At 47.6% G+C, this 24959-nt stretch carries 24 protein-coding genes; 10 read left to right on the top strand and 14 right to left on the bottom strand.

Translation table 11 applies throughout. The features are described from left to right. Positions 1–3: 3 nt before the first annotated feature. Genes ACY2RR_RS17260 through ACY2RR_RS17270 form a run of 3 tightly spaced genes read right to left on the bottom strand, consistent with a single transcriptional unit; the run spans position 4 to position 2116 of the window. Entirely contained in the window at positions 4–888 is an 885-nt protein-coding gene (locus ACY2RR_RS17260) for an ABC transporter six-transmembrane domain-containing protein (protein WP_490109418.1), read from the bottom strand. A 38-nt stretch (positions 889–926) separates the two neighbouring features. Next, on the bottom strand, positions 927–1511 hold the full coding sequence (locus ACY2RR_RS17265) for an AAA family ATPase (RefSeq protein WP_490109419.1): 585 nt from the start codon (positions 1509–1511) through the stop codon (positions 927–929). A 2-nt stretch (positions 1512–1513) separates the two neighbouring features. Beyond that, on the bottom strand, positions 1514–2116 hold the full coding sequence (locus ACY2RR_RS17270) for an AAA family ATPase (protein ID WP_490109420.1): 603 nt from the start codon (positions 2114–2116) through the stop codon (positions 1514–1516). A gap of 163 nt (positions 2117–2279) precedes the next feature. On the opposite strand from ACY2RR_RS17270, the gene ACY2RR_RS17275 reads away from it, so the two are divergent. Beyond that, positions 2280–3170 carry a hypothetical protein gene (locus ACY2RR_RS17275; protein WP_490109421.1) on the top strand — a complete coding sequence of 297 codons (891 nt, stop codon included), beginning with the start codon at positions 2280–2282 and terminating at the stop codon, positions 3168–3170. Positions 3171–3223: 53 nt separating this feature from the next. Here the strand turns inward: ACY2RR_RS17275 and ACY2RR_RS17280 are convergent, their stop codons facing one another. Beyond that, entirely contained in the window at positions 3224–3391 is a 168-nt protein-coding gene (locus tag ACY2RR_RS17280) for a hypothetical protein (RefSeq protein WP_490109422.1), read from the bottom strand. Positions 3392–3602: 211 nt separating this feature from the next. Here ACY2RR_RS17280 and ACY2RR_RS17285 point away from each other — a divergent pair, with 211 nt between their 5' ends. The 3 genes from ACY2RR_RS17285 to ACY2RR_RS17295 all read left to right on the top strand — a co-directional run bounded on the left by ACY2RR_RS17285 (position 3603) and on the right by ACY2RR_RS17295 (position 7977). After that, positions 3603–4499, top strand: coding sequence for a LysR substrate-binding domain-containing protein (locus tag ACY2RR_RS17285; RefSeq protein WP_490109423.1), 897 nt, complete (start codon positions 3603–3605; stop codon positions 4497–4499). A gap of 102 nt (positions 4500–4601) precedes the next feature. Next, entirely contained in the window at positions 4602–6347 is a 1746-nt protein-coding gene (gene ade, locus ACY2RR_RS17290; protein ID WP_490109424.1) for an adenine deaminase, read from the top strand. 112 nt (positions 6348–6459) lie between these two features. Beyond that, on the top strand, positions 6460–7977 hold the full coding sequence (locus tag ACY2RR_RS17295) for a flavin-containing monooxygenase (RefSeq protein ID WP_490109425.1): 1518 nt from the start codon (positions 6460–6462) through the stop codon (positions 7975–7977). 63 nt (positions 7978–8040) lie between these two features. Here the strand turns inward: ACY2RR_RS17295 and ACY2RR_RS17300 are convergent, their stop codons facing one another. The 3 genes from ACY2RR_RS17300 to ACY2RR_RS17310 all read right to left on the bottom strand — a co-directional run bounded on the left by ACY2RR_RS17300 (position 8041) and on the right by ACY2RR_RS17310 (position 10154). Next, a complete protein-coding gene (locus ACY2RR_RS17300; protein WP_490109426.1) occupies positions 8041–8700 on the bottom strand; it encodes a glutathione S-transferase family protein in 660 nt (219 codons plus the stop codon). Further along, a complete protein-coding gene (locus tag ACY2RR_RS17305) occupies positions 8697–9308 on the bottom strand; it encodes a glutathione S-transferase family protein (protein WP_490109427.1) in 612 nt (203 codons plus the stop codon). Before ACY2RR_RS17305 ends, ACY2RR_RS17300 begins: the two co-directional genes overlap by 4 nt. A gap of 81 nt (positions 9309–9389) precedes the next feature. Next, complete coding sequence (locus ACY2RR_RS17310; RefSeq protein ID WP_490109428.1) at positions 9390–10154, bottom strand: DeoR/GlpR family DNA-binding transcription regulator; 765 nt, start codon at positions 10152–10154, stop codon at positions 9390–9392. A gap of 280 nt (positions 10155–10434) precedes the next feature. On the opposite strand from ACY2RR_RS17310, the gene ACY2RR_RS17315 reads away from it, so the two are divergent. Then, on the top strand, positions 10435–11733 hold the full coding sequence (locus ACY2RR_RS17315) for a CCDC113/CCDC96 family coiled-coil domain-containing protein (RefSeq protein ID WP_490109429.1): 1299 nt from the start codon (positions 10435–10437) through the stop codon (positions 11731–11733). Positions 11734–11772: 39 nt separating this feature from the next. On the opposite strand, the gene ACY2RR_RS17320 is transcribed toward ACY2RR_RS17315, so the two are convergent. Beyond that, positions 11773–13803, bottom strand: coding sequence for an ATP-binding protein (locus ACY2RR_RS17320; RefSeq protein WP_490109430.1), 2031 nt, complete (start codon positions 13801–13803; stop codon positions 11773–11775). Continuing rightward, entirely contained in the window at positions 13804–14496 is a 693-nt protein-coding gene (gene pdsR / locus ACY2RR_RS17325; RefSeq protein ID WP_490109431.1) for a proteobacterial dedicated sortase system response regulator, read from the bottom strand. 304 nt (positions 14497–14800) lie between these two features. On the opposite strand from pdsR, the gene ACY2RR_RS17330 reads away from it, so the two are divergent. Continuing rightward, on the top strand, positions 14801–15355 hold the full coding sequence (locus ACY2RR_RS17330) for a TMEM165/GDT1 family protein (protein WP_490109432.1): 555 nt from the start codon (positions 14801–14803) through the stop codon (positions 15353–15355). A gap of 120 nt (positions 15356–15475) precedes the next feature. Beyond that, positions 15476–16252 (top strand): hypothetical protein, encoded by a 777-nt coding sequence (locus ACY2RR_RS17335; protein ID WP_490109433.1) that lies wholly within the window; start codon positions 15476–15478, stop codon positions 16250–16252. 43 nt (positions 16253–16295) lie between these two features. Here ACY2RR_RS17335 and ACY2RR_RS17340 read toward each other — a convergent pair whose 3' ends face one another. Continuing rightward, the gene (locus tag ACY2RR_RS17340) at positions 16296–17027 is read right to left on the bottom strand and encodes an OmpA family protein (RefSeq protein ID WP_490109434.1); all 732 of its coding nucleotides are present in this window, start codon (positions 17025–17027) and stop codon (positions 16296–16298) included. Between the two features lie 158 nt (positions 17028–17185). Between ACY2RR_RS17340 and pfkA the strand changes: the two genes are divergently transcribed. Beyond that, entirely contained in the window at positions 17186–18169 is a 984-nt protein-coding gene (gene pfkA, locus ACY2RR_RS17345) for a 6-phosphofructokinase (protein WP_490109435.1), read from the top strand. A 69-nt stretch (positions 18170–18238) separates the two neighbouring features. Here pfkA and ACY2RR_RS17350 read toward each other — a convergent pair whose 3' ends face one another. Next, the gene (locus tag ACY2RR_RS17350) at positions 18239–19906 is read right to left on the bottom strand and encodes an AMP-binding protein (RefSeq protein ID WP_490109436.1); all 1668 of its coding nucleotides are present in this window, start codon (positions 19904–19906) and stop codon (positions 18239–18241) included. A gap of 164 nt (positions 19907–20070) precedes the next feature. Beyond that, positions 20071–20826 (bottom strand): DUF2726 domain-containing protein, encoded by a 756-nt coding sequence (locus ACY2RR_RS17355; protein ID WP_490109437.1) that lies wholly within the window; start codon positions 20824–20826, stop codon positions 20071–20073. A gap of 257 nt (positions 20827–21083) precedes the next feature. On the opposite strand from ACY2RR_RS17355, the gene ACY2RR_RS17360 reads away from it, so the two are divergent. After that, the gene (locus tag ACY2RR_RS17360; RefSeq protein ID WP_490109438.1) at positions 21084–21692 is read left to right on the top strand and encodes a LysE family translocator; all 609 of its coding nucleotides are present in this window, start codon (positions 21084–21086) and stop codon (positions 21690–21692) included. A gap of 11 nt (positions 21693–21703) precedes the next feature. Here the strand turns inward: ACY2RR_RS17360 and ACY2RR_RS17365 are convergent, their stop codons facing one another. Continuing rightward, positions 21704–21997, bottom strand: coding sequence for a DUF167 family protein (locus ACY2RR_RS17365; RefSeq protein WP_490109563.1), 294 nt, complete (start codon positions 21995–21997; stop codon positions 21704–21706). Between the two features lie 84 nt (positions 21998–22081). On the opposite strand from ACY2RR_RS17365, the gene ACY2RR_RS17370 reads away from it, so the two are divergent. Beyond that, positions 22082–23272: an SGNH/GDSL hydrolase family protein gene (locus ACY2RR_RS17370; RefSeq protein WP_490109439.1), complete on the top strand. Its 1191-nt coding sequence runs from the start codon at positions 22082–22084 to the stop codon at positions 23270–23272. Here ACY2RR_RS17370 and ACY2RR_RS17375 read toward each other — a convergent pair. Continuing rightward, entirely contained in the window at positions 23269–24897 is a 1629-nt protein-coding gene (locus ACY2RR_RS17375) for a hypothetical protein (RefSeq protein ID WP_490109440.1), read from the bottom strand. The two genes, ACY2RR_RS17370 and ACY2RR_RS17375, sit on opposite strands and share 4 nt — an antisense overlap. Positions 24898–24959: the final 62 nt, after the last annotated feature.

Consider the following 24959-nt stretch of genomic DNA (forward strand, 5'->3'; position numbering starts at 1 on the left):
GCTCTAACCTTGCTTAGTGGCTGGCGTGGTTACCGTTAAATCCTGGTAACTGTTCAGTCGGGAAGTAATTTCGTGAAGGCGTGTCAGGCTTTGCAGGGTCACGGGAAGCATGTATATAGCCTCCACATACTCCCAGGAGTAGCTGATCACGGAAAAGATTCTGCCGGCGGTCATATCCGGAAGAGTTGCGCATAACCAGAGGTTAAATACGATAAAACCAGAGCAAAGCAGGAAGATCAGGCCATAAACAACAGCATCAGTATCTGACAACCGTATCTCATGAAGATTAAGCTGTTGCAGGTGACGAACTAACCCTTTCCTTTCCCCTTTCTCAAGAATATTCACCTGACATTCGACCTGACTGTTCAGATCACTATTCAGGCGATAGAAGCGGCTATGGAAACAGCCGTAAATAGCGATAATGCCAATACCAAGTGCAATGGCTGAACCAGATAAGTTGAAATCAAAAGTGTTGAGAATAATCAGAGCAACAACAATCTGAACAATTGCAGTGAGAAGACCAGGGACATCCTCTTCCAGAAAATCCACAAGTTCCCGAGCCATATCCAGGCGGGCATTACGGGTGGAAACTGACTCAGACTTATGTCGCTGATCCACCTCCTGCCCTAAATACACTCGAATGCGACCATAAGCCCGCGTGTCGTAAACACGACGAAGAACCATGGTCAGGGTAAGCACAACAAGAACCAGCCCAAGATGAATAAGTGGGTTGTAATTACTGGCCAACAGGCCATCTATAGCCTGCCCCATAAACAAAGGGATTAACGCCAGCATGGCATTTTCTGCCAGTACGATCAGCCAGGTGATGCTGATGCTTTTTTTAAATACCCTCAGAATAAGGGCAAGGTTAAGTCGCCCGTTGAGCACGGTTTATTTCCTCTAAGGCTTTAGAGGAAAACTACAGGTTAGAGCTTTTGGATGCGTGTCCTTGCTTGCTGAATGCGTTCCTGCAGGTCTGGAGTATTACAAAACCAGATCTTTTCGTCCGGCACCGCTGTTTCTTTCAACAGCCGAAGATTCCATTGATGAATCTCTTTTTGAGTTTCCGGGTCATCGTGGCGCATATCATCAGCAACAAGAGGAATTGCGCCGCTAGGCAGGAAAATAAAGAGATCAATATAACTGCTCAGGTGTTTCACTATTCTGAACATCCATTCAAGAGGTTTAACGCCCTGTTTCTCCATCCACCAGAAATAATAAGTAGAAAGGGTAATGGCACTGCCATCAATGATTCGAGTGAGACCCTGAGAACCAGAGCTGTCTCTGATCATAAACTGCGAACCAAGAGCAGAAGCAACCAGCGCTGTTGTAGCAGCACAGAGATCATCTGAATCTTCAATAACATCGCGGGGATTTTTATAACCGATAGCCGGGATCATCCACCGATAAGGTTCTTCTATATATTCAACATTGCCGGTTAACTCTTTGACTAATGCTCTGGCGAGAGTTGTTTTCCCAGAACCTGCCGAGCCGGTTAAAGCAATATTCATATTTATAGCTGCTGAATACGAGCAGTGGCCTGCTCTATACGCTCTTGTAGATCAGGCGTATCACAAAACCAGACTTTCTCGCTGGGTACTTCCATATCGGCCAGCAGTTTTCGGTTCCAGCGGTCTATATCCTTTTGAAAAACCGGGTCTTCACTGCGCATGTCGTCCCCCACAAGAGGAATCATTCCACAGGGTAGATAAATGAAAAGATCAATACTGGAACAAAGGTACTTCGCTAACCGGAAGATATAGTCCTGAGCTTCAAGTTCACAATTCTGTTCACGTGATAACCGCTCAACCCAGTAATAGTAATAAGAAACCAAAGGAATCGGACTACTATCAATAATCCGAAGGTGCTTATGACAACCGGCACTGTTTTTAGTGAAGAATTGTGATCCAAGGGCAGAGCCAACCATAGCCGTTGCTGCTCCAAGCGGGTCCTTTGTCCCCTCAATAATTTTCCGGGGATTTTCAAATCCAAGAACAGGAATAATCCAACGGTAAGGTTCTTCAACATACTCAGCATTTCCTGAGATGTGGCGAAACAGCCCCTGAGACAAGGTTGTTTTACCGCAGCCAAAAGAGCCCGCCATCGCAATATTCATAGAATGCCCGAGAATGAAAACGCTGGAGTATAGCTACTCTCCGGCAATCGCAACGCAGGATAAATCCCGTAACAAAAAGCCACAGAATACTGCGGGAAAATAGCGGCAGCACAATGCAGGTGATCTACTTTTAAAACCTCACTTTTCTCGGCCAAATCCTGAAATGAACAAGTCATTACTGATCAGTGCCACTCTTATCTCAGCTTTTTGCCAAACCGCATGGTCTGCTTCAAAAAGCCCTGTGGATGAGTTAATTGATTGCACAATTGAGGTTGTTCAAAACCGTCGGGGTTCTGAGCAGGATCTTCAGTCGCTGGCCTCAATGCTTCAGACAGCGGTAAACGATGAGGAAGAGGGTATAGAGGGGCAGGTCAGAAGCTTCCATCAGCAATGTACTGCTATGAAAGATTCTCTAAGTGATTCACCAAGAGTAAAGAAAAGCCTGTACCTGTCATGGATAGAGAATCTGCAAGCATCCAAAGGAACCAAGAAGGTTCTGGCTGGCTTTGTTAAACCTACTTACTCCTGTTCCAACCTTGGGTTTCACCATGGTTTTGGGCTTGCCCCCTATGGTGTTGTTGGCACCAATCAGGGAGTCGACTTCATAGGTTGTAAAAGTAGTCTTGGCCACGACTGGGCAGAGGTGCGCCCTTATGGAGAGCTAACAACAGGCTTAGGCGGAGCATATAGAGCTGGATTTCATGGCGGTCACAATGAAAAGCCGTTCACTCTGGAAAAGCTGAACCCCGTACAGCTCCATGGCAGATTTTCCAGCGACTTCCTGGCCTTCGTGGGATTACATGTCGCTCCCAACACTGTTGGCGGAACAGTTTCTTCATCCGCAGCTGTGTCTATTGGATTTGGACTAGGGCTGGGATTCGTGTTTGGAGTGACCTCTAATAATTACTCCCACTTGAAAGAAACAGTCTCCGCTGTAGATGAAGACAATAAATATAAGTTCTCTGTTCGTATTAAATCTTACAGTTCTACTTCAAGAGTATATCCAAGCATAAGAAAGCGTAGTTATAAGCTCTTTGACGATGATGAGATTTAATTCAAGAAGGATACTTAGATTTAAACAGCCGACTTAATTAAACCGGAACAGGTTTATTTAATGTACTTATCCGCTTCACGGAAGAACGAAGACATATCATCCCACTTGCTGGCGCCCTGAACGTTGGCACGATTGATAATACGTCGGCTCTGCATGATAGTTTCGAAGTGACGAGTATTCTTCTTCAGTTCAACCCAGCGGGCAACTGCTGCATTTTTCATAGTATTAGTCCTGCGGAAGAACCGAGAATGCGGTTCTTTTATCAACAGGGTTATTTTATAAATCCCCCTTCCTCTTTAGAAATCGATAAAACTTCTGCCCCTTATCAACTTGGTTTATACCCCTGTAATTACCGATAAATTTATGCTTTAACGCACGGCATGGGCAGGAATCGCTGTTAAAATCACCTAAAACATACAAGTCAGTATTCGTATGCATATAACCCTACGTCAGTTTGAAATATTCCGGGCCGTGGCTCGCACCGGGAAAGTAACAGCAGCTGCCAAAAACCTTCATATATCTCAGCCTGCGGCCAGCATGGCGCTCTCTGAACTGGAAAAGCAGTTAGGTCAGCTTTTTGATCGTCATCACCGCTTGGGGCTTATATTGAATGACTCAGGTCGAGCACTACTTCCAAAGGCCAGTGAAATTATCGACCGGGCCCGTGAGATAGAGCTTCAGTTCAGCGAAGGCAGCAGTAACACTCAAGGTGAACTAAAAATCAGTGCCAGCTCTACTGTAGGAAATAACCTGTTACCGGGGCTGATTGCTTCGTTTAAAGAAGAACATCCCGGTATTCAGGCCTCCCTGACGATCAGCAACAGCCGGGATATAGAAGAGCAGCTCCTTAACTTTGAAACAGACATTGCCGTTGTTGAGGGTTCCTGCCTTAATCCTGATGTCCGGGTTTCCAAGTGGCGGATAGATGAGTTGGTTATTATCTGCCACCCAAATCATCCCTTCGCAGGAAAGCCTGGTGTCACTCTGGATTTACTGTCGGATGAGCCTTGGGTGATCAGGGAATCAGGTTCAAGTACCCGCGAACTTTTTGATGAAATGATTGCTACACGACTCAAGTCTCCCGCAATCAGCATGGTTCTGAACCGTGCAGAAGCTATAAAGCATGCTGTTTCCAGCGGACTTGGTATTGCGTGCATGTCGTCTATCGCAGCAGGACGAAGCCTGGCGAGCGGCAGTATTAAAACAATAGTGGTTGAAGATTTACTACTGAAGCGACACTTCTATGTGCTCACCCACCAACAGAAATACCACACGGATGCCCTGCAGGCTTTCCATGATTTTCTGATGACATCCACAGACCTTGTATAAATTGCTGCAAATTCAGGCAAAAATCTTCTGCCCGCCTGCCATGTCATAGCGCACCTCAGGCAGGAAAAATTCAACTATTACCAATAGTTGTGAGAGAGCGCTATGACTGCCCGGGAGACACTCAACCGCCAAATTGATATGGCCACCGCCCGCATTCCAGTTGATACCCTGATCCATAACTGTTGTGTTGCCGATGTTTTCTCCCTTGAGCTGGTAGAAGGCCCGGTAGCTTTGGGAGATGGAAAGATTATTGCGGTTGGCCCAGAAGCAGAAAATTACACAGCTGGCCGCCACCTGGATGCAGGTGGCGGTATTGTTATTCCCGGCTTAATTGATGCCCATGTTCATATTGAGTCTTCTGCAGTTATCCCTTCCCAGTTTGCACGGTGTGTTCTTCCCCACGGCACAACAACTGTAATTGCCGACCCTCACGAAATTGCCAATGTCTGTGGCCTTAATGGCATCCGCTATATGCTGGATGCTTCTGAGAACCTGCCGCTGGATGTGCGCATAATGCTGCCTTCCTGTGTTCCGGCCACACCTTTTGAAAAGTCCGGTGCCGAACTACTTGCTGATGATCTGGCAGAGTTAATTGATCACCCCAGAGTTGGCGGGCTTGGGGAAGTGATGGATTACCCTGGCGTAATCGGCGCGTCAAAAGCGATGCTGGAAAAGATTAACCTTGCCCACAAACATAACAAAGTGGCCGATGGCCACAGCCCCGGTGTTCATGGTCAGGATCTGGCAGCTTATGCGCTTTCAGGAATTAAAACCGATCATGAGTGCAGCACTATTGAAGAAATGCAGGCACGTATACGGCAGGGGATGTACGCTCAGATTCGTATGGGCTCAGCCTGCCGAGATCTGCCAAACCTTGTTCATGGCATAACATCTGCCAATGCCCGTCGCTGCCTGTTCTGCACTGATGATCGGGAACCCGGCGACATTCTGGATAATGGCCATATCAGCTATAACCTGAAACTGTCGGTTGAACTTGGTCTTTCACCTCTTCTGGCAGTTCCCATTGCAACCCTGAACCCAGCAGAATGTTACGGGCTGGAAGGCAAAGGTGCTGTCGCTCCCGGTTACGATGCAGACCTTGTGATTGTTGATAACCTGCAGAATTTCAATGCCCGTCATGTTTTCTCTGCAGGGGATGAAATAGCAAAGGACCAGGAACTGCTGGTCGAATTTCCCGATTACATAAACGATAAAGTCACCAATACCGTTCATATTGCTCCGGTTGAGCTGAGCGACCTTGCTCTGGAAGTTGCCTCCAAACAGGCGCGAATGATTCAGGTGATTCCAGATTCTGTTCTGACCAGCTCAGTTATCGCGGATGTAAACACCAACCAGAATGGTTTGTTTGATCCCAAACTAAATCCAGGGCTAAACAAACTGGCCGTTGTGGAACGTCATCACAGCACCGGAAATATTGGCCTTGGTATTCTTGCGAACTATGGATTGACCAATGGAGCAATTGCCACATCAGTCGCTCACGACTCCCATAATATTGTTGTGGTTGGGGATAATGACCGGGATATGCTGGCAGCAATTCAGGATATTGAAGCAATGGGCGGAGGAATGACCATTTGCCGGGGTGGCAAAGTTCTGGATCACCTTCCTCTTCCAGTGGCGGGGCTGATGTCTGATCAGCCTGCTGCTGTTGTGGCAGAAAAAATGAAAAAGCTACTTTCTCTGGCAACTCTCGAATTTGGCATAAATCCGCAAATTCAGCCGATCATGACACTGGTATTTATGACCCTGCCGGTGATTCCGGAGCTGAAACTCACAGCCAATGGCCTGTTTGATGTAACCAAGTTCTCGCCTGTTGAGACTGCTGTATAAAATTATTCATTGACCAGAGCTTCATACCCCCGCGGGCAGACCTGCTACAGTCTGTCCGCAACTCTACCGGTATGGTAGTCCGCACTATACAAACAAGATTTCCAACGGTGCTATGAGCTCACATCACAAAGTCATCATAATCGGCAGCGGCTTCTCCGGGCTGGGCATGGCCATGCGTCTGAAGCAAAAAGGTATTGATGACTTTTTGATTTTCGAACGGGCAAAAGAAGTTGGCGGAACCTGGCGGGACAACACTTATCCAGGCTGTGCCTGTGATGTAATGTCCCATCTGTATTCATTTTCATTCGAGCCTAACCCGGACTGGTCCCGTAAATACTCCGGCTGGAAAGAGATTGGCCAGTACCTGAAAAACTGCGCCCAGAAGTACAACCTCTACGACAAGACTCTGTTCGACGAAACAGTTCGTAAAGGCCGTTTTAACGAAGAGAAATCACTCTGGGAAGTCACAACAGATTCAGGAAAAACTTTCACCGCGAATTTTGTTGTGGCAGCTCCTGGCCCTCTAAGCAACCCAGCTATTCCCGATATTCCCGGCAAGGATTCCTTTGAAGGAGCAATGTTCCACTCAGCCCAGTGGGATCATGACTTTGATCTAACAAACAAAAAGATCGCAGTTATTGGCACCGGCGCCAGTGCTATTCAGTTTGTGCCAAGAATTGCCAAACAAGTCAGTAACCTGAAACTGTTCCAACGCACTCCGCCCTGGATACTGCCAAAACCCGATAGAAAGTTTCACCCTGTAGAGAAATTTCTGTTCCGGTATCTGCCGGGCTATCGCCGCATCAACCGCTTTATTATCTACTGGATGAACGAGTGGATTCTCAGCGGCCTACTTCACCCGGAATCCAGAAAAGGCAAACTGTTCACAGCAATTGCCAAACACTTTATCCGCAGCCGTATCAAAGACCCGGAAACCCAGAAGAAAGTCACTCCCGACTACAGCATTGGCTGTAAACGTATTCTTTTAACCAACAATTATTATCCAGCTCTTAATCGGGATAATGTTGATGTTGTGACCGATGGCATTGAGCGAATCGGCAAAGATCACATTGTTACCAATAGTGGAGAAACAGTTCCTGTTGATGCAATTATCTGGGGCACCGGTTTCAACGTAACCGAACCACTGGAAGGAACATCTATTGTCGGTCTGGGAGGTGTAGACCTCAATGGTTATTGGCAAACAACCCAGTTTGAAAACTACTACGGTACGGCTGTTTCCGGCTTTCCAAACTGTTACATGATTGCCGGGCCGAACACTGGCATTGGACACACGTCGTTAATCTTTATGATTGAATCCCAGATCAACCTGATTCTGCAATGTATTGAGAAGATGGAAGGCAAATCCGGTAAGGCTTTGAATGTGAAACCGGCAGCACAGAAAATTCATTCCGATGCGTTGCAGGCAAAGTCTCAAGGTACCGCATGGACTTCAGGCTGTAACAGCTGGTATTTGGGGGAGAATGGTCGAAACCTTGCCATCTGGCCGGATTACACATTTAAGTACTGGTGGCAGATGCGAAAGATGAAAGAAGAAGACTTCCAGCTGGTGTCTTCTATTAGATCAAAAACAGTACAGCCGAAAAAACAAGAAGAAGCAGTATCGGTCTAATTCGTCGTAGGTTGGGTTAGCCACAAAGTGGCGTAACCCAACATCACCTCTCGACATAAACAGCTACTTAACAATCATCTCCTGACCACTCTTCACAACAGCCGCCGCATCTGGCCGTACAGGAATCTTGATACCTTTTGCACAGGCAGGCCGTTCATAAATCTGGTCTATCCACCGTTTCAGGTTATCCAAACCATCAATATTTAAACCAGACCAGTTCCAGGTTCGTGCCCAGCACCAGTTAGCGATATCGGCAATGCTGAAATCCCCAGCCAGAAACTCATTGTCTTTAAGATGACCATCCAGCACTTCCATTAACCGTCGGCCTTCATTCTGGTAACGGTCAATCGCGGGCTGAATTTTCTCTGGGAAATAGCGATAGAAGACATTGGCCTGCCCCATCATCGGCCCGACTCCGCCCATCTGGAACATCAGCCATTGCATAACCTGACTGCGGCCTTTGGCATCTTCTGGCATTAACAACCCGGTTTTTTCTGCCAGATAAACCATAATCGCGCCGGACTCAAACACCACAAAGTCTTCAGCATCATGGTCAACAATAACCGGAATCCGACCATTAGGGTTCATGGCCAGAAACTCAGGCTTTTTCTGCTCGCCAGACATCAGGTTAACGGGCTTCACCTCATAGGAGATACCCATCTCTTCCAGCGTTACAGAAACCTTATGACCATTTGGCGTGGGAGATGTATATAAGCTAATCATGCCTGAGCACTCGCCCGGGCAGAGACAAGCTCATGCCAGCGACGAAGATTTGGGTGCTCATCAGTAATTCTTAAATGTACAACACGGGCAAAATCAACCGCGCAAAGAAGGGTGATATCCGCGATAGAGAAGCTTTCTCCAGCTACATAGGTGCTATCTGCCAGATGAGCGTCAATCTTGGACATAAACTTCGCAGCATTCTTGCCCGCTTCAATACCGTACTCTTTTACCGGAGTCATACGATCTTTGAAGTAGCCGGTTGTGTGCTGGAAACACATGCCCACCTGATTCATAAAGTAGAATTCGCACTGGCGCTGCCACATTTCAACCTGGGCTTTTTGCAGTGCAGTCTCTCCCATAAGAGCAGGCTCCGGGAACATTTCTTCAAAATAACGACAGATGGCTACCGTTTCAGAAATACAGGTGCCGTCGTCCAACTCCAACCAGGGCACTTTACTGAAAGGGTTTCGCTCCAGATACTCAGGCTTCAGGTTTTCACCACCCGCCAGATCCAGCTGAACATATTCAATATCAGCGATGCCTTTTTCAGCCAGAAACATGCGTACACGACGGGGGTTGGGGGCTGTACGGGACTCATAAATCTTCATGTTTCTGGCTCCTTATTTGAATTATTAGATCATCAATACTATGTCTGCCTTAGCAGACATACAACCGGAGAAATGTGTTGCTTACTTGGTGGTGCAGAACACATCAATACCAGCTTCACTCAACGCCTCATGAGATGGAGAGCTTAGGCGGTCGTCGGTAATAATCAGGTCAAACTTCTTCAGATCACAGATTTTGTGGAAGGAGTAACGGCCATACTTCTCACTGTCTGCCACCAAAATGGAAGTGTCGGAACGCTCGATCATCTTGCTCTTCATGGCACAACGACGTTCAGTTGGCGTTGTCACACCACGGCGCAGATCCCAGGACGTGCAGCCAACAAACGCAATATCCACATGAACGTTATCCAGAAACGCATCGGCTTTACTTCCAAGGCAGGACTGCGTGCAGTCATCAACACGGCCACCTGGGATAAACACTTCGATATTCTGGTAGCGGCACAGGAACTGAGCCTGGGCCAGATCAGAAGTAATCACCCGAATATTTTTGTCGGTAATTTCCCGCGCTATATCCATACAGGTGGTGCCGGCATCCAGCAGGATGGAGTGACCATCGTGCACCATAGAGGCTGCGTAACGGGCGATAGAAGCTTTTTCTGCCGGACTCTGGGTACGGCGCTCTTCGGTATGAGGCTGGGTATTAATGTACTGACCGATCGTGGCTCCACCGTGGGTACGGCGAACTAGCCCCTGTTCTTCCAGCTTATTAAGATCCCGGCGAATGGTCATGCTGGAAACGGTCAGGTTTTCAGCCAGAGTCTCAACATTAGCGTATTCATGCTGGCGCAGAAAACTGAGGATATGCTCACGACGCTCGATTGCTAACAAAGGGATTCCCTCCTGAATGCTGTATATAGCCCACTGTCTTTCGGCCCCTGAAGGAACTCTGGAGTGGCAAATGAACAAAACAGCACAATTTTATAGGGAAATGAGGCTTTTCACCCCTTGGGATATTCCCATATAGAGCAAATTCAGCCTTTCCACTTCGATTCTGCGAACTTTTCCCCAACCTCACAGTCAATATTGGTAACCGCCCGCCCTTATGGATAAAGGGGTGGTACGACTTAGGTCGAATTGTAAACCCAATTTAAGACATGGAGGTCTTGATATGTCTACACCACTGAATAATGAAACTTGTCTCACAGGCTTAGGCTACTACACCCAGCCACTTGCCGCTGCCAAGGATTTGGCAGTTGCCTCGTGGGGGGGAATCAAATCCGTCTATCACACAGCTGTTGAGCCATACCTGGCGCCTGTTGTTACGCCTGTTTTTAACGGAATCAAGAGCCTGAACACCATGGCAGGTGCTGCACTTCAGCAATCTTATCCTGAGTTTACTCATCTGATTACAAGGCACTTAACGACCGTAAATGGTGTTGGCATTGCTGGCCATCACATTCTGGGCGGTGTAGGTCTTGCTTCTCTTGCAGCATTTCCTGTTATCGGAGCTCTATATCGCAGGTCTCAGCGTAACAGTGAACGCGAAAGTACCAACCTCCAATCCCTAGAAACCTTTAGACAAGTGAGAAACCTTCCTTCAGACCAGCTGGACGAAAGGCTCACTCTTCTTGAAGACAGAGCGACGGAGCTGAGAGAAAAAGCTACAGCTCACAGAACTCTTGCCGAAAGGAAAACCGGCTTATGGGGTGCAGTGAAATATCTGGGCACGGCAGTGGCACCATTTGTTGCTGCCCCTCAACTTGCTGTACTCGCATCAGCCGTTTGCCCAGTATCAATCCCAGTTGTAATGCTTATTGCTACCGGTACCAGTGCAGCTTTATGCACCATCAAGGCAATCTCTAATTATGCGACAAGAAGAGGAGAGCGTAACCTGGCAAATGAGCTAGACGCTCAGGCAACAAAGTTCGATACCGAAGCTACTTTGGTGAAAGACGCCAAGGAAAAGTCTGAGGAGCTTGAAGAGGTTAAGGCTGGACTGGCTTCCCACCAGGAACTAGTTAGTCAGCTTAACCGACACATTGAAGAACAGTGCAACCAATACAAGGAGCTGGGTACGCAGGCCCTAGAGGAAGCACAAGCGCACGAAACGGCAAAGGAAGCTAACAAGAAGCTGACTGCGGAAAATAAAGACCTTAAAGCAGAGAATAAGCTCCTTCAGGCGCGAATCGCTGAGTTGATGAAGCAGACTACAACACCTAAAGAAGCGCGACCTGTTTTACAGCGTTGCAACAGTACTGATCACTTGAGAGACATGTCTGCAGACGAGACTATCTTCATGTCTTTGGACAAGCAGACAGGTACTGGTCTGGAGCGTCAGGGTTCTAGGGACTCTGGTCAGGGTGAAGACGAGGTTACCGAAATGAAGACCGTACAGCGCGGTTGGTACAACCCTAAGAGATGGGTTGGTTACGGTACTTACCAAGTTCCTGTAACTGTTGCTGACTAATAAACTCCATGTTACTGGAGCCGGTTCGCCGGCTCTTTTTTATTCCCCTTCAAAAATCATGGAAAAGGTTACACCTTTTCCATCCTTCCTGTTCCTAGCCCTAACGGCTCCACTGTGAGCTTCCATAACCAGCCGAACAATATAAAGCCCTAAGCCAAGGTGTGGCTTCTCACCTCTGGTTTTACGGATAGATACCATAGAGTCAAACAACCGTCCTTCCATAGACTCTGGTAACAATGGCCCATCGTTTTCAACAGATACAATGCACTGGTGATCACTCTTTGTCAGCCGCAAAGTCACGGCACCATCAACCGGGCAGAAATCCACCGCATTGGAAACCAGTTTATCCATCGCCTGCACAATAAGCTCAGGCTGAATACTGATTTCACAAGCCTCAGAGCTATTTATAAGGTTGAAGCGCGTATCTGGATAAACTCCAGAATAAGCCTGAAACAAATCTTCAAGCATCAGCCGCAAATCAACCCGTTCCCATTCACTGGTAATGGCCGAATCAGCAATAATATTTTCCAGCCGGGTTGCTTCACTGATGCTGTTTAACAACCCGCCAAGCCTGTCTGCTCCCGCTAATGCGCGGGAAACATAAACACTTCCCTGTTCACCCACCTGCTCATGGGCAAGGTTATCCAGAGAAGAACGCACCACAGCCAGAGGTGTGCGTAGCTCATGGGAAAGTTTGCTGCCCAGCGAACGAAGGTACTCGGTATGATTTTCCTGTCGTGTCACCATTGCCGCAATACTGCGAGACAATTCTCCCAGCTCATCGGCTGACTTACTGGCAGGAAAGCTTGTACGCAGTCGTCCATCACGACCAATACATTGTTCAGTTGCCCGATGAAGTTTTCGTATTCGGAATGAAAGCCAGGATGCATAACCCAGCAACCCTGCGGCCACTAAAATAATTGCCAGAAAGCTGAGAGAAAACAAACGGTTGAATGAGCGACTGGCCAGAGACATAACCGCCTGACTGCCCTGCTCCGCAATAAGAGCGCCAACAACATTACCATCTTTCACTAACGGCCAGGATGCCAGCAAACGATAACGGTCGTTTTCCCGCTGCCACAAAGTGACTGGTTGCCCATCCAATGCAGAAGACAATGAACTGCTTTGCCAGCCGCCACTTCGCCAGAAGTTCTGGTAATCCGGCAATTGATTCCAACTTAAAATAGTCCGGTAAAGCCAGCTGATTAACCAGAAAGGTTCTTCCTGTTTATCTGCATGGGAAAGACCGGAACGGTTGGTACTGGCAATCTGCCAGCCTGCCGAATCGATAATCCCTAGTCGCATATCGTCTTCAAGAAATACATCGAGTACTCGACTGAGATGTCGGTCCGGAAGAATCAGCGCACCGGGTTCTTCATCTGGGGCAACCGAACCCGCCCAGTATTCTGTTGCGCCTGAAATGACGGTAAAGCCAAACTGTTCCCCCGCCATTGCAAGCGGCATCATCAGTTCTAACTGATAACCTCCGGGAATATCCCGCCAGACTCCACGAATGCGATTTTCCCGCACAATACGATTAATACCATTCCAGGGCCTTATTGTTCTGGCTACAACCTGACCTGGAGCTTCAGTAACAATGGTATAACGCTCTGTACGGTTATCTTCTTTAACAAATAGCTGGACTCTGTCGCCATTTTTGAGAGGAGCACCCACAGGGTTGTAATAAACACTTTTATCTTCAGTAACCTTAAATGCCAGATACAGGTTGGCCGTGTCTGCCGCCGCTGAAAACTGAACTGCGGGGTTGATATTATTCTCTCCCACAAACGCTCGACTCGTTAGATTCTGAGCCTGCCAGTCTTCAAAATAACCATCCATCACCAGATCAACACCCACTGGCTGAACATATACAGCACCCTTGGCTTCAACCGGTTCTGGCAACAGTTGTCTTTGGGAAAGACTTGCGACAGCCGCTCGCAGAGAGGCACTTAAAACATGAGCCTGCTGTTCACGGAAAGTCAGTTCCATCTCCTGCACCCAGCGCACACCTGCAGCCGGAAGCAACAGCACCAGAAGACTGACAAGCAGTAGCTGCCGGCTTAACCGCATCTATCGGCTACTCCAGCGATAACCCATGCCATAAGCGGTTTCGATGCCATTAAAATCGGGAGCAATAGCCTGAAACTTTTTGCGAATACGTTTGATATGGGAGGTAACGGTATTATTGTCTAACACCGTTTGTGCAGCATCCATCAACTGCTGACGATTACGCACCTGACCGGGGTGACGGGCAAGACAATGCACAATCCAGAATTCCGTAACCGTAAGATCAACAAGCTGCCCACCCCAACTGACAGACATACGATCAAGATTAATAACCAGCTCGCCACGCTCCAGAACGTCTTCTTTTTCTTTTGGCTGGCTGATCAAGTCCACCCGGCGTAGCAGGGCGTGCACCCGGGCCATCATGTGGGCAATGCTGATATCTTTGGTAAGATAATCATCGGCACCAAGGCGCAGACCAGAGATAACATCCAGTTCATCATCCCGGGCGGTAAGAAAGACAATTGGCAAAGCTGGAGCCTGGCTGCGCAGCTCGCGACACAGGTCAAAGCCACCTTCTATTTCATCACCCAGGCCAACATCAATCACCGCTAAATCTGGCAACTCATCGCGAAATCCTGCCAAAGCTGACGATCTGTCTGAATAATGACTAACGGTATAACCATAACGCTGAAAAGCATCACGATAGTTGGCTGCAATATCTGGTTCATCTTCCACAATAGCGATATGGCGAGGCATCTTTATTAGACCGGCGTTCCCTGAAAGCCCGCACAGATTAACACATGCCGGTAGCTTGCATCAGGAGCAGGACACACCACTCTTGCCGCTAACAATAAAAAGTTGATAACCTTGCCGCGCCCTGGGGGAGTAGTCTCCACAAACACGGGCGGTTATCAACATAATCAGGCCTCATGCCTGTGGTAGCCGCGACCAGATTCCAGTCTGGTTTGACAAGACCTGCGGCATAGCTGATCTCAACCCGGGCGGGATGATCGGCTGTGCTGCTGTGTATTTGTCATAATATCCCGCCCCCGGACATTTCATGGAAACCCTTTCTGTCTCTACTCTGATGGTTCTTATTGCCGAGATTGGCGATAAAACCCAGCTTCTTGCTCTTCTGCTTGCCTGCCGCTATCGCAAACCCTGGGTGATCTCACTGGGTATTTTTATTGCCACTGTTTTCAACCACGGCGTGTCTGCATGGGTTGGCAACTGGGTGGCCGGCATGTTCGCGACAGAAACTCTGCAGTGGATTGTGGGGCTCTCCTTTATTGCAGTAGCCGCCTGGACACTTATCCCAGATAAAATGGATGATGAAGAGACCGGGTTTCACCGCTACGGGGCTTTTGTTGCCACACTGATTTTGTTCTTTCTGGCAGAGATCGGCGATAAAACACAGGTAGCCACCGTTATTCTTGCTGCCCAGTACCAGCCTCTGTCCGTAGTGATTTTAGGAACCACCCTGGGAATGCTACTTGCCAATGTTCCGGTAGTATTTATTGGTAATGGTTTGGCTGACCGTCTGCCTCTGCAATGGATTCGCCGGCTTGCCGCTGCCCTGTTTGCCGGTTTGGGCATTGCTGCTCTGTTGAGTTAGCAACTCAAATCCAGTTCTGGTTACCCTGACTAACAAAAACACAGCTCGGGGTAGCCAAAATGAACATTCACCAATTTACTCACTCTTACCCTCATACGCTTTTGTTCAGGAAGATACGCTATGTATGTGGGCTATACCGACCCTTTTGCTCCTCCCGTTGTCTGTGATTATCTCTTAGACAGTGACTCTGAGGACGAGTGTCAGGAGCCTCGAGCCAAGCGAGCCAAAATCTCTCACCCTAAACCCGTGAATGTTGTGATTGTTAGCCCGGAAAACCTTTCACAGCGCATAGCCCCTGACCTCTTTTATCTGGCAACAGGTAATGGTTCATCCATCTTCGAAAAAACAAACATCCCATGTGTTAAGCGACAGATTGAAGTTGAACCCAAACCTTGTGAAAAACTGATGGTGGGAGAATCTCACATCAAGGTAAAACTGGGACACCCAAAAGCTCTAACAGATGCTCATATAACATCTATGAGTTATGCACCCGAAGATTTCAACTCGGACAGTAAAAGCCAATCAGAGCTTCCAGAAACATTTCTTACCGTATGCCGACAGGCCGATATTTTCTGTTATGTCAGCCAGCAGGATACAGAGCTTTCAAAGACTGATCTGGTACCAACTCTTATAAGCCAAAACCTTCCAGGCAATGCAGCACGTTTTCTGCTCACAGTACAATGTACCGGCCTCACTGAAGATCAACCAACTCTTCAAATAGAGAGGTTGGTAATGGTCACTCCTGACGATGAAGATGAGCTGCAACAAACGCTGAAATACAGTTTACCGGCTGCATCCGACAAGGAAGCTTCCACTGTTTCGCAAGAAACACCTGACCATAGTTGGTTCACATTGCAAGTTGCCGGCTTTCTTAATCGGCTTGGTGTTTTGGATTAAAACAACAATCAGGCTCCTCAAAGGAGCCTGATATTGCTTATTATCATTCACGCGCTACCAGCCCTTCATTGTTTTCCTGAAGCTTCACAGTCACTACACGCTCCATGGCATAGGCATCCAGATTATTGGCTTGCGCCTCAGACTGACGTGCGCCATAAGCGAACTTCTGAATGCGGTGGGCTTCAATGCCTTTGCTTACCAGAAAGTTGCGAACACTTGCCGCTCTGCGTTCAGAGAGCTTCAGGTTGTATTCATCAGCACCACGGGGATCAGCAAAACCTGCCAGTTGGATATTCAACTGTGGCTGCTCTTTCAGCAAACGAACAAGAACATTTAAACGACTTTCATCCCGCATATTCAGAGTGTCACCAGCGGTGCTGAACATTACATTCAACTGAAGGGAGTCCAGCGCAAGATCCTGGTAACGGCCAGCTTCCTGCTGGGCAATCAATAACTGTTCCTGAACACGGGCAAGTTCAGCCAGCGCCTGATCTCTTTCTGTACTGAGCCCCACTGCCAGTTGTTCTGACTCATTGGCTTTGTTCACGCTATTACCGAGCCAATCACCAGCAGCCACTCCAAGCACAAAACCAATAGGACCACCAAGCACTGCACCAGCCACGCTGCTACCAGCCACAACACCGCTTTTTTCCTTTGTCCATTCACCCTGTTGCGCCTGCGCTGGCATTGCTGCCGAAAACATCAACCCTGTCGCCAAAGCTATTGCGGTTAAACGAGAAGTGCCTTTTTTGTTGAGAGTTTTTTCAGTTGTCATCCGGTTATCCCTTTTCATCATCAGCCTGTGTAACTCACGATCTATTACACAAAACAAAAAGGGCATTGCGGTGGCGGAGTTGTGATGATTTACGGAGCAAAAATGGCGAATTATGGCAACTGTTCCATACTCGCATGCAGAACAATCAGGGGATCCCCATGAATTCTCTCAATCATATTGGTGTGCTCACATCTGGTGGTGACGCACCGGGCATGAATGCAGCAGTCAGAGCTGTTGTTCGCAGTGCCATTTATCACGATATGAAAGTAACAGGTATTTCGGAAGGGTATACAGGTTTGCTGGAAGGCAAGCTCAAGCTACTTAACTCCCGTTCTGTTTCCAACATCATTAATCAGGGCGGCACCTTTCTTAAATCTGCCCGGTGCATGGAATTCTACAAGCCAGAAGGCCGTGCCAAAGCTGCTGAGCAACTGAAAAAGTCCGGTATTGATGCCTTGGTGGTGATTGGTGGTGATGGTTCATTTACCGGTGCAGTTACCCTGGCACGGGAACACAAAATTCCAGTGGTTGGTATTCCCGGAACCATTGATAACGATATCTACGGCACAGACTTCACTATCGGCTTTGATACCGCCATAAATACGGTTCTGGATGCCGTGGATAAAATCCGCGACACCGCAACATCCCATAACCGCCTGTTCTTTATCGAAGTAATGGGGCGCGATGCAGGTTATATCGCTCTCTACGCTGGTATTGGCTCGGGAAGCGAAGAGATATTGATTCCCGAAAAATCCCGAGGGATTGATTATCTTCTGCATTCTCTTAATCGCAGCAATCGAGCAGGAAAAACATCCAGTATTGTCGTTGTCGCTGAGGGTGATAAAAAAAGCGGTGGGGTTTATGACCTTGCCAAAACTGTTGAAGAAAAACTGCCCGGTTACAGCGCCAGGGTTACTATTCTTGGTCATCTTCAACGGGGCGGGAAACCAACCTGTGCAGACCGGGTTTTAGCAAGTCGCTTAGGTGTGGCAGCTGTAGATACCCTGAGAGATGGAACGTCTGGTGTGATGGTTGGGCTCAGGGATAACCGGATTACTCTTACCGGGCTTGAAAAAGCCTGTAAAGAAACACCGGATATGGATGCAGAACTTATTCGAGTGGCAGATATTGTATCTATTTAGAACTATGAAAAAGCATAACAGGCCGGGTTCACTGCCTTTAAGGCGTAACCCAACCTGTTATCTTTTGAGTTAAGCGACTGCTGACTCCTTTTGCTGTTCCAGCTCAGACTCCCAGACAACTGCACCGGAGAACTGGCGGGTCAGATACTCGCCGTAACGTTCTTCCAGCTTGTTACGCTTGATCTTGAGTGTTGGCGTTAACATATCATTTTCTATGCCCCAGACTTCTTCAGAAACAACGATATGGTCAAGCCGTTCATGGCCTTCCAATTCACTGTTCACTTCCTTCAAAGTCTTTTCCAGCTTGGCGCGAACCTCATCAGACTTATGCCTGACCTGCTCATTCATAACCACAATCGCTAATGGCTGTTTACGACCGATGCCCATAACACAAACCTGCTCAATATCAGCATTACGAGCCAGCAAACTTTCAATGGGAACAGGCGCCACATATTTGCCTTTAGCGGTTTTAAACTGTTCTTTTACCCGGCCAATAATTTTCCAGACGCCATTTTCATAAATGCCCCGGTCACCAGTGCGGAACCAGCCATCAACAAATGCCTCAGCTGTTGCCTGCGGGTTTTTATAGTATTCCTTGAAAACAGCTGCGCCCCGGATAAGCACCTCACCTTCATCGGAGAGTTTCATCTCAACGCATTCCTGAGCCGTGCCAATTGTTCCCAGTGACTTCCTGGCAAATGGAAAGTTAGCGCAGGACAAACCGGCAGTTTCTGTCATACCCCAGCCTTCACAAATGGAAATGCCAAGACGGTCATACCATTCCAGAATTCCTGGTGAAATCGGTGCAGAGCCGGAAGCACACAGCCTTGAATGGCTGAGTCCAAGTCCCTTACGTATCTTTCTGGAAACCAACCGTCCTACCAGTGGAATCTTTAAAAGTTTCTGAAGTTTTTCATCTGGTAACTGAGCCAGAATCTGCGCTTGAAACTTCGTCCAAAGTCTTGGTACTGATACAAATGTTGTTGGCTGGGCATGACGAACATCATCAATAAATGTGTCCAGCGACTCCACAAAGAAAATTTCCTGCGGGGAGTAGATGCTGAGAATTTCTACCACACTGCGCTCAGTGATATGAGCCAGAGGCAGGTAAGACATACTGCGATTTGGAATGCTTCTGTCATGCAAAATAGAAGCACTGCTACTTGCTGCAGCAATATTTTCGTAAGTAAGAACAACCCCCTTAGGCAAGCCGGTACTGCCTGAGGTATAAACCAGAGTAAAAGTATCCTCGGCAGCTGGCGTATTCACTTCCTGAAGTGGCTCATACTTCTCCAACCAGTCCGCAAATTTATCCGTGCCAGATAAGGTAGGATAAGGAAAAGTAATAATCTGTGTATTTTTCTCAAACGCCTGCTCTGCTGCTTCAGTGCTATCCAGCTTGCCGACAAAAACTGCTTTGGCTTCACTGTGACTCATCACATGCTGGATCATGGAAGTGCCAGCTGTCGCATAGATCGGCACACTGATCATTCCAGCCATCATTATGGCCAGATCGGAGATGAACCACTCTGCACTGTTTTTTGCAAAGATCGCGATTCGATCACCTTTCTCAAACCCCTGTGCAAGTAAACCGGCAGCAATACGACGAGCCTGATCATCAGCCTGCGCCCAGGTTAAGGTTCTCCATTCTCGATTATCTGGTTGATGCAACCACTGTTGATTAGGATGACGGGAAACATTGTTGGCAAATTCTGCCAACGGAAGGCGATATTCCATAGAACACCTTTTTATTATTTTTATTTTTTGTGGGAATTATCCTGCCTGCACGTGAAGGCTTTAGCAACACGCAATACAAAAAAATACATTGGTAGAAATAAAAGGTGTGATCAGGCAATCAGGTCAACAGAAAATTGACCTGATTTGGCAAAGAAAATGAGAGTCTAGCTGGCAATCTCTTCCATCAAAACTGCATGGCGGCAAGTTGGGAAGGTTTCACATACCCAGGCTTTATGCCCGGCATGTTTGCCTTTGGATATTGTGCGCGCAACCATGCGGGCTCCGCACTTTTTGCAGTCTCGCTCTGCTGCTTGTTCCGCCTGCTCAGGCTGACTCTCCAACGAGTGATCTTCCTGTGTTTCATCCTGCAAATCATCGTATCCACGGGAATCTCCAACCACCGCACAGGTTCCAAGAACATCATTCAGCCCGGTCGCTTGATAAACATCACGGCGCAGACTGGTCACATCAAAGAAACCGCCTGTTTCATAAACCAGAAGTGGAAGATCAACCTTGTCACAGAACTCACGCAGCCGGGATGTTTCCTTTTCCAGATTCGCGCCTTTATCCACCAGCACAATGCCACATTTGGGTAGCATCTTGCGGCGATCACATAGCAAAAGATCAAACTGGCTGTTACGAATTTTTCCGGGAAGCGGGCTCACCATACCGGACGAACGAATAACATCTGCGACAGCAACATTACGGAATAAAGTGAAGTGCTCCCGAACAGCCACATCAAGCAACCCATAGATAGAACGTGAAGGCCCATCAAACAGAGGATCCTGCAGATACATATTGTTCTGGGAACGCTTACGCAACAGGTAATGAATAAGAAGCCCAAAGGCACAGAGCCCGCCAATCATCAGCAGGGGATAAATATAAAAAGGCAGTGCGCCTTCACCGACAATACCTGTCACTTTTTCTACCACTCAGAGAATACTCGCTAGATTTTGTTCGGTTTGAGTGCTCCGAACATCCGTTGTTAACGGCTCTTTTAGGGTGTGTTCACAATTAAACCCTAGTGAGCCTGTCCTTACGCTTAAAAGTGAACAATGTAGCGAACAGACAATGAAATAACCATATCCCACATGCCGAAATTCACCAGACACCAAAGACAATTTCAACGGTTTTTCTGATTCAAAGTACAAGCTCATTCACCTGCTACTTTTTCATCATGCTTATCTCAACTACAACACTGCTCGCCACTGCAGGATTCACCTTTATTGCTTCTGTTACCCCGGGGCCTGCAAATCTTCTTCTGGCGTGTTCAGGAATTTCCTACGGATTCAGAAGAACCCTGCCTCCGGTATTCGGCGTAAACCTTGGAATATTCAGTCTTTTGGTTTTTTGCGCCCTGGGTATCGGCCAGTTGTTCCAGCTTCACCCCATACTGCCAAAACTGTTGAAAGGCTTTTGTACTGTTTATCTCATATATCTGGCGTGGAGCGTGGCACGCAACTTCAGCGGCAGTTTTGGCGAACAGCAGCTGGCAAAACCTGTCAGTCTGCTTCAGGCGGCATGGTTGCAATGGATAAACCCGAAGGTCTGGATGATGGCTTTAACCGCCATGAGCCTGTTTCCAACTCACGGGCCGGAGTATCTGGAATCGGCAGCAGTTATCACAGTTCTTATGACAATTATAAGTCTGCCTACAGTTATGCTCTGGGCAGGATTTGGTACTGCGTTGAGTAAGCTACTGTCGACTCCGGAGCAGAGCCGAAACTTTGGTTATCTTATGGGGTTTCTACTGCTGGTGATGGCCTTGCTGGTTTTTCTTGAGTGAACCGCTCTCTTTCAGGGAAGAAAGATATTCAAATTGTCCGGAATCTTTTCAGGCTCCGAAATAGAAACCCTTTTCTCCCGGCTTAACTCGCCACTGATAATAGAAATATCACGCTTGCTGACACCAAACTGCTTTGCCAGAAACTTGATCAGGTAACCATTGGCTTTGCCATCAACCGGAGGTGCCTTAATACGAATCTTCAGGCTGTCTCCGTGCAAACCAGAAAACTCATCTTTACTGGCCCTTGGTTGTAAGTGGCAGGAAAGAATCAGGTTTTTATCCTGCCAGCGATAGAACGACATTATCTTCCTCAAACTGCTGAAATTGGAGTGTATCCAGACTGGCTGCTAGGCTCACAGCCGCATTCAAAAAGCCGGAGCATCCCATACATGCTGCAGATATTAGCCAGATTAGTCATCGGGAAACAGAAGACGAACAGAGTTTCAGTATTTTTCCTGGCGGCATTCTGGCTTATAGCGCAAACATGTTTTGCCAATGAAAAACCAAGTTCTGAACCTGTGCCCATTAAAGGACTGGTGATTTTTGGAGACAGCCTTTCCGACAATGTAAATACCTGGCGACTCAGCCATTACTATATGGGGCAACCAGACCCTCTGGGTGAAGATTACAAAACCAATTATTTTCAGGATGTATTTGCAGGGCTTGTTCCCTGGCTGGTAACGACTGTTGGTCCATCAATTGTCCCCTTTCCAACCTTTCCAGCACCACCTTATAACCGTGGATATTTCTCCAATGGCCCGGTTGCAGTTGAATATCTTGCTCAATACGCAGGTCTTGATCTGAACGATCCGAACCAATACCGAAATATGGCCTTTGGTGCCAGCTGGACAACAAACCTGTTCGACAATCTGGTGCAGGCCTGGGATCAAAAACGATTACCCGGATTGCGGCTGATATTTCAGGGGAAGGTTTTACCGCCCAGCTTTTCTGCTGTCACCGATGCATACTTAAAACACAACCCACAGCTTGATCCCGACGTCGTCTATGCCGTTTATTTTAATGGCAATGATTATCTCAATGGTTTCAGTGATCCAGCGGTTGTTGTATCCCGCCAGTTCACCAACGTTCGCAAACTTATCAATGCCGGAGCCCGTCATATTTTCTGGGGGCTGGTTCCTGACTATGCAATGGCACCCTGCTTCCATAAAGGCCCCCGACGGGATGTTGTTGCTCAGTGGGGACAAGAACATAACAGTTATGTCCGTAAGCTTGCCGAGGGCACTGCTCATGCCTGGCCTCAGGTAAAACTAATTCTCGGGGATATTGGCGAAATTTTCCGGAACATCGCCCATGATCTGAATCTTGAAGGAGGCGTTTTGGATCGACCATGCGTCAATGTTTATATACCGGGTTGTGACCGTTACCCGGGTATGGTTTCACTCTTCCAGACCCGGCAGGCAACGGTCTGTGAAAACCCTGACAAATACCTTTTCTGGGATCAGGTTCATGCTACAGCAAGGGTTCACCGCATTGCTTCTGGTTACGTTTGCCAACAACTACAGGGAGAAGGTTATAAGCTCGACTGCCCGGATCTGCAGGAGTTGAAAAAACTCAACTAGCGTCCCCGGCCACCGGTAGCTTCTGTAATTTCATAAACATTTGCCAGCCACCCTGGAGCATAGCGGTTTAATATTTCCAGTACGGCTTCCATTGAATGTCTGGAGTTTGAGGGAACATTATCAGCAGAAGGAGTGAATGCGTTTATTAAAGGAACAAAGACTCTTCCCCCAATAATATGGGGCACATAACGCAGCAGATAGTTAAGCTCGCTATTCAGAGCGAAACTGGCTTCCTGATCAAAATGATATTGCCAGAGCAAAGATTTTTGTGGAGAGCCATCCCTTAACTCCAAGCCAGGCCCGGCATAAGTGTCTGACCATACCAGGCGGGGAATATTGGCTCCGGGCAGGCCAAAGTAGAAGAACGTATTCTCATAACTGTCCTGCGCCCAGCTTAATGGTTTGGGCTCATGTTCATACAACCAGGCCAATGTTGAGCACTCAATCGTATCGCCCAAAAAGCCCGTCTCATATTTTTGCCGCACATGCAGAGTTCCTTGAGTGCACTCGCGATAAGACTCTTTATCCCCAAGTTCGCTGTAGCAGCTCAAAGCATCGTTCACATGTTTAAGAAGCCGTGGATGCAGCACGCTGCGGAAAGAAGGGTCTGGCACTTCTCTCTTAACCCCGGCCACCAGTCTTTGTTCAAGCCATGGCAATGGGTTTTCTGAATGTTCTTCCCCAACTCCCAACACAATTCGCTTCTGATAACGATTACGATAATCAGTGATGCCAACCTGAAGTTCTGTTGTTTCCTCATTCTTGTTTAGTGAGAAAGTAAGGATATCGATTCGACCTCGATCCATTATCTTTACAAGCTGATTCCACACCTTGCAGCCTTCAGTTGTCTTCTCATTACGTTTGTTGCGCAGAACCAGAGGTATACGGTACAGCTTCAATGCAAACTCTTTATTCCCTTTGTCATCGAGGGTTATAAAAAGCTTTTCGCGCAGGCAGGGTGGAAGTTGAATATCCAGGCTACCCACCATCTGATTGGCACGTCTCTTCCAGAGACCTGTTAAAGCCCACCGGGAAAATAACGCCAGACTCGCAAGTGGAGTGTGATAGCTATAGAAACGCTCATAGTTGAAACGACTTTCAACACCACCAAGCAACTTAGCGCCCATGTACAGATAACCCGCAGACCATCCGTTGTAATAAGCATTCTTGGTCTGCTGGTAAATTGTAAAAATAATGGCCAGAACAGTCATGTTGTGTGAAGCCGATCGAATTCCAGGAGCTATATACCCATTAGACTCTGCCATAATTCGTAAAAAGGAATACAAAGCCACCATACCAGAAGCAGGTAAAAGCCCACCGTATATAAAATTCGACTCGGTATTACGCTTGAAATCGTCGTACTTCACCCCTTCAAAGAAAACTATGCGATCCCTGTATCGCATAAAAGTCCCACTTTGATTAGAAGCCCAATCCGGCAAAGTCCCCAGTCCTGCCGAGCCATCAATTTCTATATTATGCTTTATCTGAATTGGTGGTTCAGGTTCCGGAGGAAATAGTTCTGGTTCGAGAGGATCTTCCGTAGCAAAGCAACCCTGAGCCAACATAAAAAGGCTCAAGGCAATGAATAGGTATTGTTTGAAAGGCACAGTGTTGGCTTCTGCCATAGCTTGGCCTGCATTCCGAACATTCCATGCAATATAGCCAGCAGGCAAAGCACTATGGTTTT

The sequence above is a fragment of the Parendozoicomonas sp. 2304DJ65-17 genome (assembly GCF_058148445.1).